The sequence below is a fragment of the Roseburia sp. AM23-20 genome, assembly GCF_003470905.1.
Classification (GTDB): domain Bacteria; phylum Bacillota; class Clostridia; order Lachnospirales; family Lachnospiraceae; genus Roseburia; species Roseburia rectibacter.
Genome location: NZ_QRHS01000001.1, coordinates 471,121 through 487,746, shown reverse-complemented (window position 1 = coordinate 487,746; position 16,626 = coordinate 471,121). Strand labels below are relative to the sequence as shown.

17 protein-coding genes are annotated in these 16,626 nt (G+C 44.2%); 16 read left to right on the top strand and 1 reads right to left on the bottom strand.

Annotated elements, in window-relative coordinates:
* The first annotated feature begins 20 nt into the window (after positions 1-20).
* The 5 genes from DW650_RS02255 to DW650_RS02235 all read left to right on the top strand — a co-directional run bounded on the left by DW650_RS02255 (position 21) and on the right by DW650_RS02235 (position 6,104).
* A complete protein-coding gene (locus tag DW650_RS02255) occupies positions 21-2,171 on the top strand; it encodes a hydantoinase/oxoprolinase family protein (RefSeq protein WP_118208962.1) in 2,151 nt (716 codons plus the stop codon).
* Positions 2,134-2,856: a hypothetical protein gene (locus tag DW650_RS02250; protein WP_118208961.1), complete on the top strand. Its 723-nt coding sequence runs from the start codon at positions 2,134-2,136 to the stop codon at positions 2,854-2,856. The genes DW650_RS02255 and DW650_RS02250 overlap by 38 nt, the downstream gene beginning before the upstream one ends.
* On the top strand, positions 2,840-4,156 hold the full coding sequence (locus DW650_RS02245) for an FAD-dependent oxidoreductase (protein WP_015560674.1): 1,317 nt from the start codon (positions 2,840-2,842) through the stop codon (positions 4,154-4,156). The genes DW650_RS02250 and DW650_RS02245 overlap by 17 nt, the downstream gene beginning before the upstream one ends.
* A 96-nt stretch (positions 4,157-4,252) precedes the next feature.
* Positions 4,253-5,152 carry a MurR/RpiR family transcriptional regulator gene (locus tag DW650_RS02240; RefSeq protein WP_117919254.1) on the top strand — a complete coding sequence of 300 codons (900 nt, stop codon included), beginning with the start codon at positions 4,253-4,255 and terminating at the stop codon, positions 5,150-5,152.
* Positions 5,145-6,104 carry an ROK family protein gene (locus DW650_RS02235; RefSeq protein WP_117919256.1) on the top strand — a complete coding sequence of 320 codons (960 nt, stop codon included), beginning with the start codon at positions 5,145-5,147 and terminating at the stop codon, positions 6,102-6,104. Before DW650_RS02240 ends, DW650_RS02235 begins: the two co-directional genes overlap by 8 nt.
* A 111-nt stretch (positions 6,105-6,215) precedes the next feature.
* Here DW650_RS02235 and nagB read toward each other — a convergent pair whose 3' ends face one another.
* Positions 6,216-6,935: a glucosamine-6-phosphate deaminase gene (nagB, locus tag DW650_RS02230; protein WP_117919258.1), complete on the bottom strand. Its 720-nt coding sequence runs from the start codon at positions 6,933-6,935 to the stop codon at positions 6,216-6,218.
* 209 nt (positions 6,936-7,144) lie between these two features.
* Between nagB and argS the strand changes: the two genes are divergently transcribed.
* The 11 genes from argS (at position 7,145) to DW650_RS02175 (ending at position 16,614) form a co-directional block, all read left to right on the top strand.
* The gene (gene argS, locus DW650_RS02225) at positions 7,145-8,932 is read left to right on the top strand and encodes an arginine--tRNA ligase (protein ID WP_117919260.1); all 1,788 of its coding nucleotides are present in this window, start codon (positions 7,145-7,147) and stop codon (positions 8,930-8,932) included.
* 131 nt (positions 8,933-9,063) lie between these two features.
* Positions 9,064-9,756 (top strand): hypothetical protein, encoded by a 693-nt coding sequence (locus DW650_RS02220; protein WP_117919263.1) that lies wholly within the window; start codon positions 9,064-9,066, stop codon positions 9,754-9,756.
* Between the two features lie 121 nt (positions 9,757-9,877).
* Entirely contained in the window at positions 9,878-10,783 is a 906-nt protein-coding gene (gene spoIIIAA, locus DW650_RS02215) for a stage III sporulation protein AA (protein ID WP_117919265.1), read from the top strand.
* Positions 10,777-11,295: a stage III sporulation protein AB gene (locus tag DW650_RS02210; protein ID WP_118208960.1), complete on the top strand. Its 519-nt coding sequence runs from the start codon at positions 10,777-10,779 to the stop codon at positions 11,293-11,295. Before spoIIIAA ends, DW650_RS02210 begins: the two co-directional genes overlap by 7 nt.
* A 52-nt stretch (positions 11,296-11,347) precedes the next feature.
* Positions 11,348-11,542, top strand: a complete 195-nt coding sequence (spoIIIAC, locus tag DW650_RS02205; protein ID WP_006857619.1) for a stage III sporulation protein AC — start codon at positions 11,348-11,350, stop codon at positions 11,540-11,542.
* Positions 11,543-11,621: 79 nt separating this feature from the next.
* Complete coding sequence (gene spoIIIAD / locus DW650_RS02200; protein ID WP_186899561.1) at positions 11,622-12,005, top strand: stage III sporulation protein AD; 384 nt, start codon at positions 11,622-11,624, stop codon at positions 12,003-12,005.
* Entirely contained in the window at positions 12,002-13,168 is a 1,167-nt protein-coding gene (locus tag DW650_RS02195) for a stage III sporulation protein AE (RefSeq protein WP_118208959.1), read from the top strand. Before spoIIIAD ends, DW650_RS02195 begins: the two co-directional genes overlap by 4 nt.
* A gap of 37 nt (positions 13,169-13,205) precedes the next feature.
* Positions 13,206-13,775 carry a stage III sporulation protein AF gene (locus tag DW650_RS02190; RefSeq protein ID WP_118208958.1) on the top strand — a complete coding sequence of 190 codons (570 nt, stop codon included), beginning with the start codon at positions 13,206-13,208 and terminating at the stop codon, positions 13,773-13,775.
* Positions 13,772-14,377 (top strand): stage III sporulation protein AG, encoded by a 606-nt coding sequence (locus DW650_RS02185; protein ID WP_117919272.1) that lies wholly within the window; start codon positions 13,772-13,774, stop codon positions 14,375-14,377. Before DW650_RS02190 ends, DW650_RS02185 begins: the two co-directional genes overlap by 4 nt.
* Complete coding sequence (locus DW650_RS02180) at positions 14,374-15,198, top strand: SpoIIIAH-like family protein (protein WP_118208957.1); 825 nt, start codon at positions 14,374-14,376, stop codon at positions 15,196-15,198. Before DW650_RS02185 ends, DW650_RS02180 begins: the two co-directional genes overlap by 4 nt.
* A gap of 258 nt (positions 15,199-15,456) precedes the next feature.
* The gene (locus DW650_RS02175; protein WP_118208956.1) at positions 15,457-16,614 is read left to right on the top strand and encodes a phosphopentomutase; all 1,158 of its coding nucleotides are present in this window, start codon (positions 15,457-15,459) and stop codon (positions 16,612-16,614) included.
* Positions 16,615-16,626 lie beyond the last annotated feature (12 nt).

Below are 16,626 nucleotides of genomic sequence, written 5' to 3'. Positions count from 1 at the left end.
AAGGAGGGTATGTTTCACATATGGATAACAGAAAGGTAAGGATCGGAATCGATGTCGGAGGAACATTTACGGATGCCGTAGTCGTAGATAATGAGACCTATGAGGTCATTGCAAAAGAAAAAGTGCCGACGACACATCATGCCGAGCGCGGTGTGGCGCAGGGAATCATTGAGGCGATCAATACGGTACTCACAAAAAATGGAATTTCTCCGGATAATGTTATATTTATCGCACATGGAACCACACAGGCAACCAATGCCCTGTTAGAGGGAGATGTGGCACGTGTTGGTATTGTTGGCATGGGAAGTGGTATGGAGGCAGAACGTTCCCGCAAGGAGACGACAGTCGGAAATATCGAGCTGGCACCGGGAAAATATTTATATACAGAGCATGAATTTATAGATGCAGCCTCACTTACCGATGAGGCTGTAAAAGAGGCAATCGATGCACTGAAACTGAAAAATGTGGAGGTGATCGTGGCTTCGGAGAGTTACTCTGTTGATAATCCGGAAAATGAGCAGAAAGTTATTGGCCTGGCGGTAAAAGAAGGACTGGTCGCTACAGGTGGACATGAGATCTCCCAGCTTTACGGACTGCAGGCGAGGACGAGGACAGCAGCAGTCAATGCGGCATTGATCCCCAAAATGATGGAGACTGCCAACATGACGGAAAATGCGGTAAAAGATTCCGGTATTAAAAAACCGCTGATGATCATGCGCTGTGATGGCGGCGTCATGAGTATCGATGAGGTGCGGAAGAGACCGATTCTTACGATGCTATCCGGCCTGGCAGCAGGTGTGGCAGGAGCACTGATGTATGAAAAACTGACAGATGGCATTTTCCTTGAGGCAGGTGGAACATCGACCGATATTTCAGCGATCAAAGATGGCAAGGTTATGATCAAAAATGCACAGATCGGGGGAAGAAAGTTATATCTGACTTCTTTGGATGTGCGTACACTTGGAATTGCCGGAGGCAGTATGATCGTGGTGCGTGGAGGTAAGATCGCAGATGTCGGACCAAGATCCGCACATATCGCAGAGAAAGAGTATGAGGTCTTTACTGACACCGATAAGATGAAGAATCCAAAGATAGAGCTGATCGCACCGCGCGAGGACGATACATCGGATTATGCGGTTGTTGCCTGTGCAAATGGCGAGAGCTATGCGCTTACACTGGCAGGTGCCGCAAATATTCTGGGTTATGTGCCGGCGGATGACTATGCTGCCGGAAATGTGGAATCAGCGAAGATCGCATGGGGGGCATTGGCATCTATGACGGGGAGCACGGTGGAAGAACTGTGCCGTCAGGCAATGGATATTGCGATGACGAAAGTTGGCGAGATTGTAAAACAACTGATTGCAGATTATAATCTGAATCCGAACCTGATCTGTCTGGTCGGTGGTGGTGGTTCGGCGTCGGTTGTCGTACCATATTTGGGAGAAAAAATGGGAATCCGGCATAAGATTGCGGAAAATGCACCGTACATTTCTACGATCGGTGTCTCTCTGGCACTTGTGCGTGAGCAGATGGAGCGAAATGTTGCAAACCCTACGGATGAGGATATCCGTAAAATCCGCCATGATATTATGGAAGTGATCACCAGGGCAGGCGCAGATGCAGCAACGGTTGATATTTCGATTGAAATCGACAGCCAGAAAAATATTTTAAGAGCGATCGCAACAGGAGCGACAGAGCTGCGTACCAAGGACCGCAATGCAAAGACCATCTCGGAGGAAGAACAGAAGCAGATTTTAGCGGATGCCGAGAAGACAACGACAGATATGGTTGAGCGGGCAGCAGCGGCAGGAAGATGGCATGCGTACTATGTAAATGTGGCAAAAGGCGGCTTTCTAGGATTATTTAAATCAAAGAAAAAACTGGTGCGCATGATCGATGAGGAAGGCGTTATACGTCTTCAGAAAAATATTGCAAAAATTGGAGTATTTCACAAAGATCAGATTGGAACAGATTTCATGGAATTTGTGGACAGTATGACACAGTATACGGACGCTGGTGCGACATTGCCGAAAACGTACTTATTTTTTGGTCAGAAAATGAGTGATTTAAGTGGTGTCTTAAACAAAGAGCAGCTGCTCGGTCTAGCTGAGATGGAACTGGAATTTGTTGAGGATGATCAGGAAATTATTGCAGTCGCTGCAAAGGATTGAGACAATGTATGATCTTAAATCAATAACAGAAGAACAATATGCGATGATGGAACTGATGAATGACCGGCTGGCACCCTGTATCCCGAAGGAGAAATGCAGGGATTATGTGACGGAAGCGATCGCATGCGGACAGGAGGCATTTGAGCAGTATAAAGATGCGGATATTATGGCAATACTGGTGAATTCCGGTGTTGCCATTCTGCAGGATGAACGGGAATTTACACATCATGGGCAAAACTATGAGGTATGGGCGCAGATCACCTGTGGCGGGAAGGAAAAAAAGATTGAACTTTTTATGCCGGATCTGCGCAGAAAGCAACAGATTCTGAAGGAAAACGGAGTGGAGACAGGGGAACAGTGGCTCATAAAGCTGCATCTTGCGCATGAGTTTTATCATTTTCTGGAATTTACAACGCTTGGGAAAGTCGGTATGCGGCTTGATCCTGTGCAGAAAAAGACGATTTTTGGTACGGTGCAAAGACCGCTTACAACAGTCAGCGAGATCGCTGCACACAGTTTTGCGGGAAGATATATGAAGAGTGAGATTCTTCCACAGATGACAGATTATATGGTAATGCTGTCGGAAGGCATATTGCCGGAAGAGACATTGCGGGAACGGATGCAGGAAGCAGAAGAACGATTACGGAAAAATGAGGGTGGAAAACAGAATGTATCAATGGGATAAAATAAAGGTGATTGGAAACTACGACACAGTTGTAGTTGGCGGTGGCACTGCCGGGGCGGCAGCGGGAATCCGTGCGGCAAAAGAAGGAAACAGGGTTTTGATCGTGGAAAAAAGCCTTGCACTTGGCGGGGCGGCTGTCAATGCGCTGGTGAATCCGATGATGGAGTCTTTTGTTGAACATGGAGAGATATTTCATGAGATTGAGAGACGCCTGAAAGAAAAAGGGGTCACTACCAGAGATGGCATTATGGAATATGTACATTCCACAGCAGAGGCAAAAGCACTTGTGTTAGAGGAGATGTTTCTGGAATATGGAGGCGGGATATTATATGATGCAGTGCTGACCGACTGTCAGGTAAAAGATCAGAAAATTGAAAAGATTTTTGTGACGACTGAGGAAGGTGTATATGCGATAGAGGCAGAACAATTTGTTGACGCCACCGGGGATGCGGTTCTTTCAAGAATGGCGGGAGTAGCATATACCGCCGGGGATGAGAACGGAAATAACCAGATGACATCGCTGCGTTTTGAGATGGGTGGCATTGATGTCGAAAAATACCGGGCATACTGTTTGTCTTTAAATGATGAATTTTCTCCGCTGGTAAAAGGATACTTTTTTGAATCTGCAATGGTGCGGAATAAGAATTTTAAACTTGAACCGGTTTTTCGAAAAGGGGTGGAACTTGGATATCTGAAAGAGGAAGATCTCGTTTACTACCAGTGTTTTTCCATTCCAGATCAGCCGGGTTGTATGACATTTAACTGTCCGCATATCAGTAGTATGAAGAAGAATACCGATGTGTGGGCACGGAGCAGAGCTGTAACGGAAGGACATCAGATGATCTTCCGGCTGGTTTCATTTTTAAAGGCATGTATGCCGGGATTTGAACATGCGTATCTGATTCGGGAAGCATCAGCACTCGGTGTCCGGGAATCCTACCGTATTGTCGGAAAATATGTGCTGAGTGAAGACGATTACATAAAGAGGGCAAGATTTGAAGATGCAGTGGCAAAAGGAGACTGGTATATTGATGTACACTCTGCAACGAAAGGACTTGTCCATATGGAGAAGTATCAGAGGGGAGAATACTATGAGATTCCATACCGGTGTCTTATCAATGAGCAGGTCGACAATCTGTTAACAATCGGCAGATGTATTTCTACAACATTTCTGGCTCAGGCGAGTATCCGTATCCAGCCGACGGTGATTGATATGGGAGATGCGGCAGGAAAGGCATGTGCGGATGCACATACAAAGCAGACTGCACTGAGTAAGTTTGAGGGGAAAAATTTGATATAATGGATACCGTTGTCCTCACAGATTGTTTGTGTTTTGCGTGAAAAAAGAATATAATGGGAACATTATTGTAATAAAACAGGAACAGGTGATGGAACCTTGAAGAATAGCAGATATATAATTTTTAACCAGAATGAGACGAAAGGCCAGATTGAGGCTGCGCAGTCGGATATGACGCAGGTAGAGCACACGATTGCCAATTATTTTCTAAATAATGAGGAGCTGACAGATTTTTCATCCAAGCGGATATCAGCACTGCTCTATGTATCCGAGGCAACATTGTCACGCTTTGCAAAAAAATGTGGATTTAAGGGATACCGTGAATTTATTTTTGCATACGAAAAGGACTTAAAAGAGGAAAAAAATGGAACAGTCAGTGAGAAAGATATCAGTCTGTTTACCAAGAAGGTACAGAGCAGTTATCAGAAGCTGCTGCAGGAAAATTTTAAATTGCTTGATGAGAACCAGATCCGCCGGATTGCCGGACTGTTAAATGTAAGCCGGCGTGTGTTTGTCTATGGAATGGGAAGTTCCGGCAATGTCGCAGAGGAATTTCAGCTCCGTTTTATGAGGATCGGACTGGATGTGACTGCGGTAACAGATTCACAGATGATACAGATGAGTGCAGCACTGGTTGAGGAGAGGATGCTTGTCATTGCAATTTCTCTCAGTGGAACGACGAGAGAGATTGTGGAAAGTATCCGCATCGCAAAAAGCAGAAATGCAAAAGTAATCTTTATCACTGCGAATCCGGCACCGGAGACGGCGGCAAGATGTGATGAAGTGTTAAGGGTTGCCTATCTGAAAAACCTGGATACAGGTACGAAAATTTCACCACAGTTTTCGATTCTGGTCATGATCGATATTTTGTATTCGTATTATTTTGCAAATGATTCGTATTTTAAGGCACAGAAATATAAAGAGACTTTATCTGCCATACAAGGAAAACATAAGGGTGCAATGGAAGATGTAAAAAAGGAGAAAATCCGGAATGAGTAACGGAAAAACATATTTGGGTGTGGATATAGGTGGTACATCCGTAAAACTTGGGCTTGTAGATGAACAGGGTGTAATCCGGTATAGTGAGGCTTACGATGTTGCATTTGACAGGTATGAGACACCGATTCTTAAGACAGTTTTAAAAAGTATGAAATTGTTTCTTGCGGAACACGAGGTGACGGAACAGGAGCTGGCGGGAATTGGTGTGTCGGCTACCGGCGGCATTGATACGGTAAATGGTGTTGTCATCGGATCAGCAGGGCATATTCAAAACTGGGAAGGAAGCCGGATCAAAGAGGAGATGGAAAAAATGTTTCATCTCCCGACGACGGTATTGAACGATGCCAATGCGGCGGCTCTTGGAGAAATGTGGATCGGAGCTGCAGCAGACCGTCGGAATGTTATTGTAATGACGGTTGGGACTGGTGTTGGAGGTGGAATCATTGTAGATTCTAAGATCCTTCTGGGCGCAAATGGTCTTGCCGGTGAGATCGGACATATTGTGATAAACAGTGATGGTGAGCTGTGTTCGTGTGGCAATCATGGCTGTATGGAGCATTATGGTTCAACCACTGCTCTGATTCGCAGAGTCAGAGATGCGGCATCCTGCGGGAAGATAATACTTCCGGAAGAACAGGAACTGGACGGAAGATTTATTTTTTCGGAAGCAGAAAAGGGCAGCACTGCAATGTTGGAACTGCTTGATTCCTGGATCGATGACATTGCCTCCGGTCTGGTCGGACTGGTTCATATCTTTAATCCCGAACTGATTTTGATTGGTGGGGGAGTCTCGGCACAAAAGGAGCTGTTTATTGACCGTCTGAGGGAAAAAGTGATGGCAAGATGTATGCCTCATTTTGTGAAGCATCTTGAACTAAAGGCGGCTGAACTTGGAAATGATGCAGGCTTGATTGGAGCAGTATATTATTGTATACAACAGAATATTCTGTAGCATAAAACAATAGAATGCACGCTCTGCGAACATTCTATTGTCATGAATTAATCGCGTGAGCCGAAATAATGAGTTTTGGCTCACGCGATTATGTTTTGTAAGAATTTATCGTTATCTAAGAGCTGCTTCATCTGCAACGATGGAAACATTTGGATGGAGCTGTAAGATGGAAGCCGGAACCTGTGGTGTGATCGGACCATAGATTGTCTTGTAAAGTGCGTCGGCTTTATCAGCACCACTTACAACTAAAAGGATGCGTTTTGCAAACATGATACTTCTGATTCCCATTGTGATTGCCTTGCGGGGAACGTCATTAATGCTGGAAAATAATCTTGCATTTGCCTCAATGGTGTTTTGGGATAAGTGAACGAGATGTGTGCCTGCGGTATAGGAATCGGACGGCTCGTTAAAACCGATGTGTCCATTATGACCGAGCCCAAGAAGCTGTAAGTCAATGCCGCCTAAAGATCCTATCATGGAATCATAAGTGTTACATTCAGTCTCGATATCCAAAGCGGTTCCATCTGGCAGATGAACCTTTTCTGCATTAATGTTGACTTTAGAGAACAGATGTTTATTCATAAAATAGTGGTAACTGTTCGGATCGTTGGCAGCAAGTCCTAAATATTCGTCAAGATTTATGGTTGATACTTTTGAAAAGTCAAGATCCCCCTTTTGATACCATTCAATGAGCTGATCATAAGTACCAATCGGTGAAGAACCGGTTGCCAGCCCAAGGACGCTGTCTGGTTTCTGGATGATCTGTGCGGAAATGATATTTGCAGCTCGGCGGCTTACGGCGGCATAGTCTTTTTCCTTATAAATGTTCATGTGATAATTTCCTTTCTGTATCATTTGTTTATGATAGGATTATTATAGAAAGTGAAACAGAACTAGTCAAAAGAATCGGGGCAAATGGAAAGTACTTTCATAAAACAAGGAATTGCGGTAAGGGTTTTGCTTGAGAAATAGTTAAATTATGATATAATAGACGAGAAAAGGACTAATTTAGACAGAAATACTTTGGAAAGGAAAATACAATGAAGAAAATCTTAGATTTGATTACGGATGAAGTGACCAAAGCATTCACAGACTGTGGTTATGATGCAAAATATGGAAAGGTTACTTTATCTAACAGACCGGATCTTTGTGAATATCAGTGCAACGGCGCAATGGCAGCTGCAAAAGAGTACAAAAAAGCACCGTTTATGATCGCAGATGAGGTTGCAGCAAAACTTGCAGAGACATCCATGTTTTCCATGGCAGAATCCGTAAAACCGGGATTCTTAAATTTAAAACTGGATGAGACATTTTTAGCATCCTATGTGGCAGACATGCAGGCAGATGAGGGACGTTTTGGATGTGAAAAAGCAGAAAATCCAAAGACCATCATGATCGATTACGGCGGACCGAACGTGGCAAAACCATTGCATGTCGGTCATTTACGTTCCGCGATCATCGGAGAGAGCATCAAAAGAATTGGTAAATTTGTCGGACATAAGGTGATCGGAGACGTACATTTAGGAGACTGGGGACTGCAGATGGGACTGATCATCACCGAGTTAAAGCTGCGCCAGCCGGATCTTGTCTACTTCGATGAAAACTTTGAGGGGGAATATCCGAAAGAAGCACCGTTTACGATTTCTGAATTGGAGGAGATCTATCCGACCGCAAGTAAAAAGTCAAAAGAGGATGAGGCATACAAAGAGGCAGCCATGCAGGCAACTTATGAGCTGCAGAATGGAAGAAAGGGCTATCAGGCATTACTTTCCCATATCTTAAACGTGTCTGTGACAGACTTAAAGAAAAACTATGAGAACTTGAACGTATCTTTTGAACTCTGGAAAGGTGAGTCTGATGCGCAGCCTTATATTCCGGCAATGGTGCAGAAAATGAAAGATGACGGCTTTGCCTATGTCAGTGACGGAGCACTGGTCGTCGATGTAAAAGAAGACACCGATACGAAAGAGATCCCGCCTTGTATGATCTTAAAATCAGACGGTGCATCCCTCTACAATACGACCGATCTTGCAACGATCGTATGGCGTGAGGAAGATTATGACCCGGACGAGATCATTTATGTGGTAGATAAGAGACAGGAACTTCATTTCGTACAGGTATTCCGCTGCGCAAGAAAGACCGGACTGGTAAAACCTGAGACAGAGTTAAAATTCTTAGGATTCGGTACCATGAATGGCAAAGACGGAAAGCCGTTTAAGACCAGAGATGGCGGTGTTATGCGTCTGGAATATCTGGTATCTGAGATCGACAATGAAATGTTGAAGAAGATTACCGAGAACCAGAAATCCAAAGAAAATCTTGGAATCAGTGAGGAAGAGGCAAAGGAGACCGCAAAGACGGTTGCACTTGCAGCAATCAAATATGGAGATCTTTCCAATCAGGCAGGCAAAGATTATATTTTTGATATTGACCGGTTCACCTCCTTTGAGGGAAATACCGGACCATATATCCTGTATACGATCGTTCGTATCAAATCCATTCTGCACAAATATCATGATTTAGGAAAGAGCGCCAAAGACGCTGTGATCACGGCGGCACATTCTGAGAGTGAGAAAAATCTGATGTTAGAACTTGCTAAATTTAATGCAGTGATCGAAAGTGCATTTGTGGATACGGCACCACATAAGATCTGCTCCTATATTTATGATCTTGCTAATGCATTTAACAGTTTTTATCATGAGACAAAGATCATGTCAGAGGAAGATGAAATGGTTCAGAAATCCTATATCCGTGTGTTAGAACTGACAAAGTCTGTGCTTGAGACAAGTATTGATCTGCTTGGATTCTCTGCACCGGAGCGTATGTAGGAAAAAGGTCCTATTCCCTGCCAAAAGAAAATATGGTATACTATTTTAAAAAGTAAAAGAAATAAAACAAGGAGGAAAAACCCCTGCTCGTCAATGAGCTCGCATTTTCCTTCGGAAAACAAGGAGGATTTATGAGAAAGTTAAGTAAGAAAGTAATTGCATTTGCACTTGCAGTTGTGATGTTTGTTACAGCCGGTGCAGCAGCACCGCAGGGAACTGTCGAGGTACAGGCAGCGAGCAGTAAGGTTTATATTATTGATAGTAACAAAAATATGGTATTTACTTATAAACCAGGGGATGGTTATACAGGATACTATACACTAATTACTATCATGGGCTGCAACAAGGCATCACAGATTAAAAAGTTAAAGAGCAGTAGTAAAGATGTTAAGGTTTATGCAAAAAACGGTTATATTCGTGCAGAATTTGGTAAGAAGGCAATTAAAAAAGCAACCATTACCTGTAAGGTTAAGGGCGTAAACCTGAAAGCTACATTGTCGGTTAAGAAGTACACCAATCCATGTTCATCTTTTAAACTTGGAAAAACCAATCTTACATCAAAATTCAGCAAAACAGATGTGTTTAAGACGAACAAGAATTATAAAAACCAGAAGCTGACCATTAAAATGAACAAAGGCTGGAAGATCACGAAAGTATATGTACAGAAAAAGAGTGGATCTTATACAACAGAAAGAATGAATAAAACCAGTTATTCTAAAAAGATCAGTTTAACAAATAACAGCGGTTATGTTTATGTGTACTGTTACAATGAAAAAACAAAAGTGTCAGAGTGTCTTGAAATCCGGGATGCAAGCTGGTATTAAAAATTATTTATAAATAACCATACAGGAAGAAGAACTATAGGCGAATGTTCTATAGTTCTTTTTTTATGCATAAAAATAAGCCTGTCTCATAGAATGAATTAAAAGAAACGGGGGGAGGCATATGGAAAATCTGAAAGTTTTGTTTCCGGTACATATCAGAGAAAAAATAAAGGATGATGGGTGGATGGACGGACTTGAAGAAATTCGTATCCGGGTAAATCAGCCAATCGAGCTTGAATATGCAGATGAAACACGCTGTCTGACAAATGCAGATGATAAGATAACAGGTGCTGATATTGCAGAGATGTTAAGCTATATCAGTGAGTATTCTCTGTATGCATATCAGGAGGAATTGCGGCAGGGCTATATTACGATCGAGGGGGGACACAGGATCGGAATTGCAGGGGAAATCGCAAAAGACAGGGAAGGGATTGCAGGGATAAAATATGTCAGCTTTATGAATATTCGTGTGGCACATGAAAAAAAAGGATGCGCAAAAGAAATTCTGCCCTATCTGAAAAACGGAAACAGTATCTATAATACATTGCTGGTATCAAAACCGGGAGCTGGAAAAACAACCTGTCTGCGTGACTGTATCCGCAGTCTTTCAAACGGGAAAGAGGGATGGGATGGCATGAAAATCTGTGTGCTGGATGAGAGGTCAGAGATCGCAGCCTGTCATTTGGGCATTCCGCAGAATGATATGGGAATGCGGACAGATGTTTTGTCCGGATGTGAAAAATCGGATGGAATGATACTCATGCTGCGTTCCATGTCCCCACAGATCATAGCAGTGGACGAACTTGGTGGGAAAAAGGATTTTGAAGCGGTCGAACAGGCAGCATATTCGGGAGTGCATATTCTTGGCACAGTGCATGCGGACACGGTGGAAGAATTATGGGAAAAGCCTTATCTGAGACAAGGAATAAAGAAAGGAATTTTTGAGCGGTTTATTCTGATCCGGCGCAGCCGGTCCGGAGAACGGGAGTTTCAGGTCTTTAACGGGAAAAGAGAAAGATTATGCTGAAACTGATAGGTGGTATTTTAGTTGCGGGTTCCGGAGTCGGACTTGCCGTAAGCATGATAGGTGAGATCAGACAGCATCTGCAAAGGCTGTACGAGATCCGGCAGCTTCTGTTAAATATTTCCGGGGAGGAGGCACTTGCATTGCTCCCGATGGAGCATATTCTGGATAAACCGGGACTGACAAAAGATGCCGCGCTGCAAAAGGTATGCAGGGAGATCGCAGAAAGTCTTGCCGCGAAAAAAGAGGGAAGCGGAAGTGAGATCTGGCGGGAGGCATTTTGGAAAAACCAGAAAGAACTGGGGCTTCACGCGGCGGAACTTGAAATTACCGCAAATGCAGGTACCGCTTTTTTTGGCAGAAATATCAAAGAGAACGAGAAAATGCTTTCTTTTTATTTAGAGAGACTTGATTTTGTGATCGGACAGGAGCGGAAAGAGCAGAGAGAAAAGCAGAAAGTGGCGGGGACCGTCAGTGTAATTGGGGGGATGATGTTGGTGATACTTTTGATATAGCATGGGAAAAACAGGTATATCAGGCAGTCAGGAGAGGGGAATTGGATTACGGATGAGTGTTAATTTGATATTTAAAATTGCAGCGGTCGGGATTTTAGTCACGGTCATCAGTCAGGTGTTAAAACACAGCGGAAGAGAGGAACATGCGTTTCTGACAAGTCTTGCAGGACTTTTGATCGTCCTCTTCTGGATCGTTCCATATATTTATGAATTGTTTGAGACCATGCAGTCGCTGTTTGCACTATAAAAATTACCGGGATGAAAACATCACGGGGCAGAGGGATGGTATGCAAACAGGTAAAAACAGGGCAAAAATGAGGCGTGAAATGGACATTTTAAGAATATCGGTTCTTGGTATCGCAGGCGTTCTTCTGGCTGTGTTACTGCAGAAAGAAAAAAGTGAATACAGTATGTTTATCAGTATGGCGGTCTGCATCTGCATTTTTATCTATATTATTGGAAAGGTGGAAACGGTCATTGACTTTGCAAAAAAAATGCAGTCGTTTGCTGCGGTGGATCAGACGTATATCACACTGATCTTAAAAATGGTCGGGATCACCTATGTGGCGGAGTTTGCAATGAATATTTGCAAAGATGCCGGATATGCGGCGGTTGGAAATCAGATCGAACTGTTTGCAAAACTGTCGATTTTAGTCTTAAGTATCCCGGTTTTAACCGTATTTTTAGAGACTGTCGGGAGTTTTTTATGAAGAAAAAGTGGGTTGTGTGCGTGGCATGTATTCTGATATTGTGCATGACAGCAGCAGTACCGGTTTTTGCTGCGGGAAAAAATGCGCAGAATGATAAAACGGATTATCTGGACGAGATGACAGGGGAACTGGACTTCTCGAAACTGGATCATTTTATGGGGCAGGATGCAGGGGATGGTGGGATCACATTCTCAGAGCTTGTGGAAGAATTGCTGCATCAGGAAAATCCGGGAACGGTATATCAGCAGCTTGGCCCCTGGCTGGTCAGCCAATTATGTGAGTCGGTCCGCGAAAACGGCAAAATACTGGTGGAGGTGGTGCTGCTTGCCGTTTGTTTTTCCGTGCTTAAAAATTTTGCCGGTGCGTTTGCGTCATCTTATGTGTCGGATCTTTGCTTTATCCTTGTTTTCTGTGTCCTGGCAGTGCTGATGATGCAGTCATTTCTGACGTTCCGTGGCATTGTGTGCGGTGTGCTGGAGAAGAGTGTGGAATTTTTCCGGATCTTTATACCGACGTTTAGCATTGCGATGGTGTTTTCCGCGGGTGCCGGCAGCGCGTCAGGATTTTACCAGACGGCATTTCTGATCATATATCTGATCGAGTGGCTGTTTCTTACCATTCTGGTGCCGATGATCCACATATACATATTGACGGTATTTATCAATTATTTTTTCGAGGAGGAAAAATTTGCAAATATGATGGAACTGATCGGCGGACTGATCCAGTGGATCATCCGGCTTGCCGGGATCATTGTGCTGGGGTTAAACGTCGTGCAGGGGATCGTGGCACCGGCGAAGGACAGGCTGCTTTACGGGACAGCAGGGCGGGCAATGGCAATGATCCCAGGGATCGGCAATGCGGTGAATGGAGTCAGTGAACTTTTGCTTGGCTCCGGGATCATGATCAAAAACTGTGTCGGTGCGGCAGCTCTGATCGTGCTGGTCATTTTAGTGTCGGTGCCGATGGCGCAGGCGGGATGTATCGTATTTTTTTATAAGGTAGCTGCCGCTGTGGTGGAGCCGGTTGCGGATAAGAGGATCGCTGGATGTTTAAAGGGGATGGCGCAGGGCGGGATGCTCTATTTAAAGCTGATGGGATATTGTGTGATGCTGATCTTTTTAACGATTGCACTGACGGTCGCATCTTCCGGTTTTATATATTGACTTTGATATCTTAGCTCATTTACAGAGAGGAAAATGGATGAACACGTTTGTGAAATATATTCAGAATTTTTTTGCACTTTTTCTGCTGCTTATGGTGGTAAGGCAGCTGATCCCAAATGGCAGATTAAAAAAATACATTTATTTTTTTACGGAACTGGTGTTTGTGATCGGTATCCTGCAGCCGTTTTTTTCTCTTTTTGGTGATGATGCTGATTTGCTGGATAAAATCCGGTATGAGACTTTTACGGAAAATTTAAGTGAGGCATCCAGGGACGTAAGCCGCATGGAATTTTTGCAGAATGATTATTACCGGAAAGAATATGAGGATGCGGCGGCACTGGATGTTCTGAGTACGGCGGATGGATATTTAGATCCATTTGGACTTGCGGGAAAGCGCGCTTCGGTGGAGCTGACGGAAAATTATGAAGTGAAAAAAATCGTGCTTACGGTGGGGGAAAAAGAGGAGGATGACACGGAGGGGATGTTTGTGGAACAGGGAAAAGCACAGGGCAGCAAAGTCGTGCTTGACGGGCTGAAACAGAAACTTATGCAGTATTATGGGGCAGAGGAAGAACAGATACAGATTTCCTATGGTGGTGAAAGATGACGGAGAGACTGAAAGAGTTTTTACAGCAGAAAAAGTGGCGTCAGTTAAAAAAGACAGACTGGATCGCGGCTGCCCTTGTGGGGGTGCTTCTTCTTGTGGTGGCGATGCCTTCCGGTGGAACGGGCGTACATATATCGGAAAATAAAAAAGAGGACACCGCGCAGGAGAAAACGGAACAGAAATACGAAAAAAAGGACTATGCGGAGTATTTAGAGCATAAATTAGAACAGGTGTTAGGACAGATGGAAGGAGTGGGGAAAGTTTCTGTCATGGTCACGGTGGCAGATCAGGGGGAAGATATCATAGAAAAGGATAAGACAGAACATACATCCACAGTCACAAATACGGACAGCGGGAGTATGGAGATGACGACGGAAAAGGAAAGTGGGGAAGAGACGGTATATGAGGAGAGCGGCGGCGAAAAAGCTCCGTATGTCAGCAAAGAAATACTTCCGGAGATCGAGGGGGTGCTTGTGGTGGCAGAAGGGGGAGACAGCCCGCGGATCGTTTCTGATATTTCAGATGCCGTAAAGGCATTATTTCAGGTGGAAGCACATAGAATTAAGGTAGTAAAGATGAGTTCGAAGGAGGATGGAACGTGAAAAAGATATTTCAGAAAAACCAGCTGATTATTACAGCACTCGCGTTGATGATTGCGGTGGCGGGATATTTCAGTTACATGAACAATCACATTGATGACGGTACGGCAGCTGAGACGGCGGCAAATGCAGGTACAGATGCACTGAATGCAGAATATGAGATCTCGGATGAAGATCCACTGGCTGCAGAAGATATTTTTACGGATGAGGGAACCGGGGAGGAACTTGCACTTGTAGATGGAACGGAGACCGCGGATGCAGGAACCGGCGAAGATACATATGATGCGGCAGATGCAGCTATGGCGGATAGCCAGGGTGTTGCGGAAAATGTGGCAGACGGTCAGAATGATGCAGCAGATGTGAGTGCAGATGCAGCGGATGTGGCAGACATGACGTCCCAGGATGCAGAGGAGATTGAAAATCCCGGGGAGGCGGTTCTCACAAGTACCGGCACTGCAAATCTCGACTATGCAGCAAGAATGAAATTAAACCGAGAACAGATCCGGTCTAAAAATAAAGAGGCGTTATTAGAGATCGTAAACAATACATCCGTTGCAGATAACTTAAAGCAGGATGCCGTGAATAAAATGGTGGCAATGACAGATATCGCGGAGCGAGAAGCCGCAGCAGAAATGCTCTTAGAGGCAAAAGGATTTTCAGATGTCGTGGTCAGCATTACCGATGATAACTGTGATGTAGTACTTAATATGGGAGAAGTGACCGATACAAAAAGAGCACAGGTGGAGGATATCGTAAAACGGAAAACCAATATTTCCGCAGACAAGATCGTGATCACACCGATCGTTGTAACAGACGCCGAGTAGGGCGTCTGTTTTTTCATAGGAAATTACTTCCTATGAATCAAAAAGCCCTTCGGGCAGGATTCTTTCTTGGCATTTTACTTGATTTTTTTTTAGTTACAGTTTATCCTAATAAGGATAGAAGAGAGTACATTGCATGAAATGGATTTGCACATGCAGGAATGGAGACTTTAGCGTGAAAAATACATTTTTCACACGCAAGATTTGTGCTTCGCACAAACTTGTGATGCGCTTAAAAACAGCGCAAGAATGGAGATTAATATGAAAAGAGTATTTTTGATCGTACTTGACAGTGTTGGAATTGGAGAAATGCCGGATGCGGCAGATTACGGTGATGCTGGAAGCAATACCATAAGAGCAGCGGCATCCAGTCCGTATTTTTCCATGCCAAACATGAGAAAATTAGGATTTTTTAATATAGATGGAGTTAAGATCGGAGAGAAAGAAAAGAATCCCACCGGTTCCTTTGCAAGAATGACGGAGGTATCGAAGGGAAAAGATACGACCATCGGTCACTGGGAGATCGCGGGCATCATCTCAAACAGTCCGCTGCCGACTTACCCGAACGGATTTCCACAGGAAATTTTAGACGAGTTTACAAAGAGAACCGGCAGGGGAGTGCTTTGCAACAAACCGTATTCGGGAACGGATGTGATCCGCGATTACGGCGAAGAACACATGAAAACGGGAAAACTGATCGTATATACGTCTGCGGATTCGGTATTTCAGGTGGCAGCGCACGAGGATGTCGTGCCGGTTGAGACACTTTACGAATACTGTAAGATTGCAAGGAAAATATTGACCGGGGAAAATGGTGTGGGACGTGTGATCGCAAGACCGTTTGTCGGTACGCCGGGCAATTTCACAAGAACGGTAAGACGTCATGATTTTTCCCTGCAGCCGCCAAAGGTGACGATGTTAGATCAGTTGTGCGGACATGGATATGACGTGCGTTCTGTGGGTAAGATCATTGATATTTTTGCAGAAAAAGGTATCAAAGAGTATGTGCGCACAACCGGAAATGAGGACGGGATCAATAAGACGATTGATTATATGAAACAGGATTTTGAGGGACTTTGTTTTACAAATCTTGTAGATTATGATATGCTCTACGGGCACCGTAATGACGTGGAGGGCTACGCAAAGGCGCTGACTTATTTTGATGAGCGTCTGCCGGAGCTTCTCGCTGCAATGAGAGACGAGGATATCTTAATGATCACGGCAGATCACGGATGTGATCCGAGTACGCCATCAACCGATCATTCCAGAGAATATACACCACTTGTAATGTATGGAAAACCGATCAGAGCGGGTGTTAATTACGGAACCAGAAGCTGCTTTTCGGATATTGCAGCAACCATTCTTGCTTATTTTGATATAGAGCCGGAATGTGCGGGAGAAGCGATCCCGATTTTATAAGGATTTTTGGAG

Coding starts and splice junctions, on each gene's coding strand:
- DW650_RS02220 (WP_117919263.1), top strand. CDS start 9,064: ATGAGAAAGTTAAGTAAGAAAGTAATTGCATTTGCACTTGCAGTTGTG.
- DW650_RS02185 (WP_117919272.1), top strand. CDS start 13,772: ATGACGGAGAGACTGAAAGAGTTTTTACAGCAGAAAAAGTGGCGTCAG.
- DW650_RS02195 (WP_118208959.1), top strand. CDS start 12,002: ATGAAGAAAAAGTGGGTTGTGTGCGTGGCATGTATTCTGATATTGTGC.
- DW650_RS02250 (WP_118208961.1), top strand. CDS start 2,134: ATGATCAGGAAATTATTGCAGTCGCTGCAAAGGATTGAGACAATGTAT.
- argS (WP_117919260.1), top strand. CDS start 7,145: ATGAAGAAAATCTTAGATTTGATTACGGATGAAGTGACCAAAGCATTC.
- spoIIIAD (WP_186899561.1), top strand. CDS start 11,622: ATGGACATTTTAAGAATATCGGTTCTTGGTATCGCAGGCGTTCTTCTG.
- spoIIIAC (WP_006857619.1), top strand. CDS start 11,348: ATGAGTGTTAATTTGATATTTAAAATTGCAGCGGTCGGGATTTTAGTC.
- DW650_RS02210 (WP_118208960.1), top strand. CDS start 10,777: ATGCTGAAACTGATAGGTGGTATTTTAGTTGCGGGTTCCGGAGTCGGA.
- DW650_RS02190 (WP_118208958.1), top strand. CDS start 13,206: ATGAACACGTTTGTGAAATATATTCAGAATTTTTTTGCACTTTTTCTG.
- spoIIIAA (WP_117919265.1), top strand. CDS start 9,878: ATGGAAAATCTGAAAGTTTTGTTTCCGGTACATATCAGAGAAAAAATA.
- DW650_RS02235 (WP_117919256.1), top strand. CDS start 5,145: ATGAGTAACGGAAAAACATATTTGGGTGTGGATATAGGTGGTACATCC.
- DW650_RS02245 (WP_015560674.1), top strand. CDS start 2,840: ATGTATCAATGGGATAAAATAAAGGTGATTGGAAACTACGACACAGTT.
- nagB (WP_117919258.1), bottom strand. CDS start 6,935: ATGAACATTTATAAGGAAAAAGACTATGCCGCCGTAAGCCGCCGAGCT.
- DW650_RS02255 (WP_118208962.1), top strand. CDS start 21: ATGGATAACAGAAAGGTAAGGATCGGAATCGATGTCGGAGGAACATTT.
- DW650_RS02175 (WP_118208956.1), top strand. CDS start 15,457: ATGAAAAGAGTATTTTTGATCGTACTTGACAGTGTTGGAATTGGAGAA.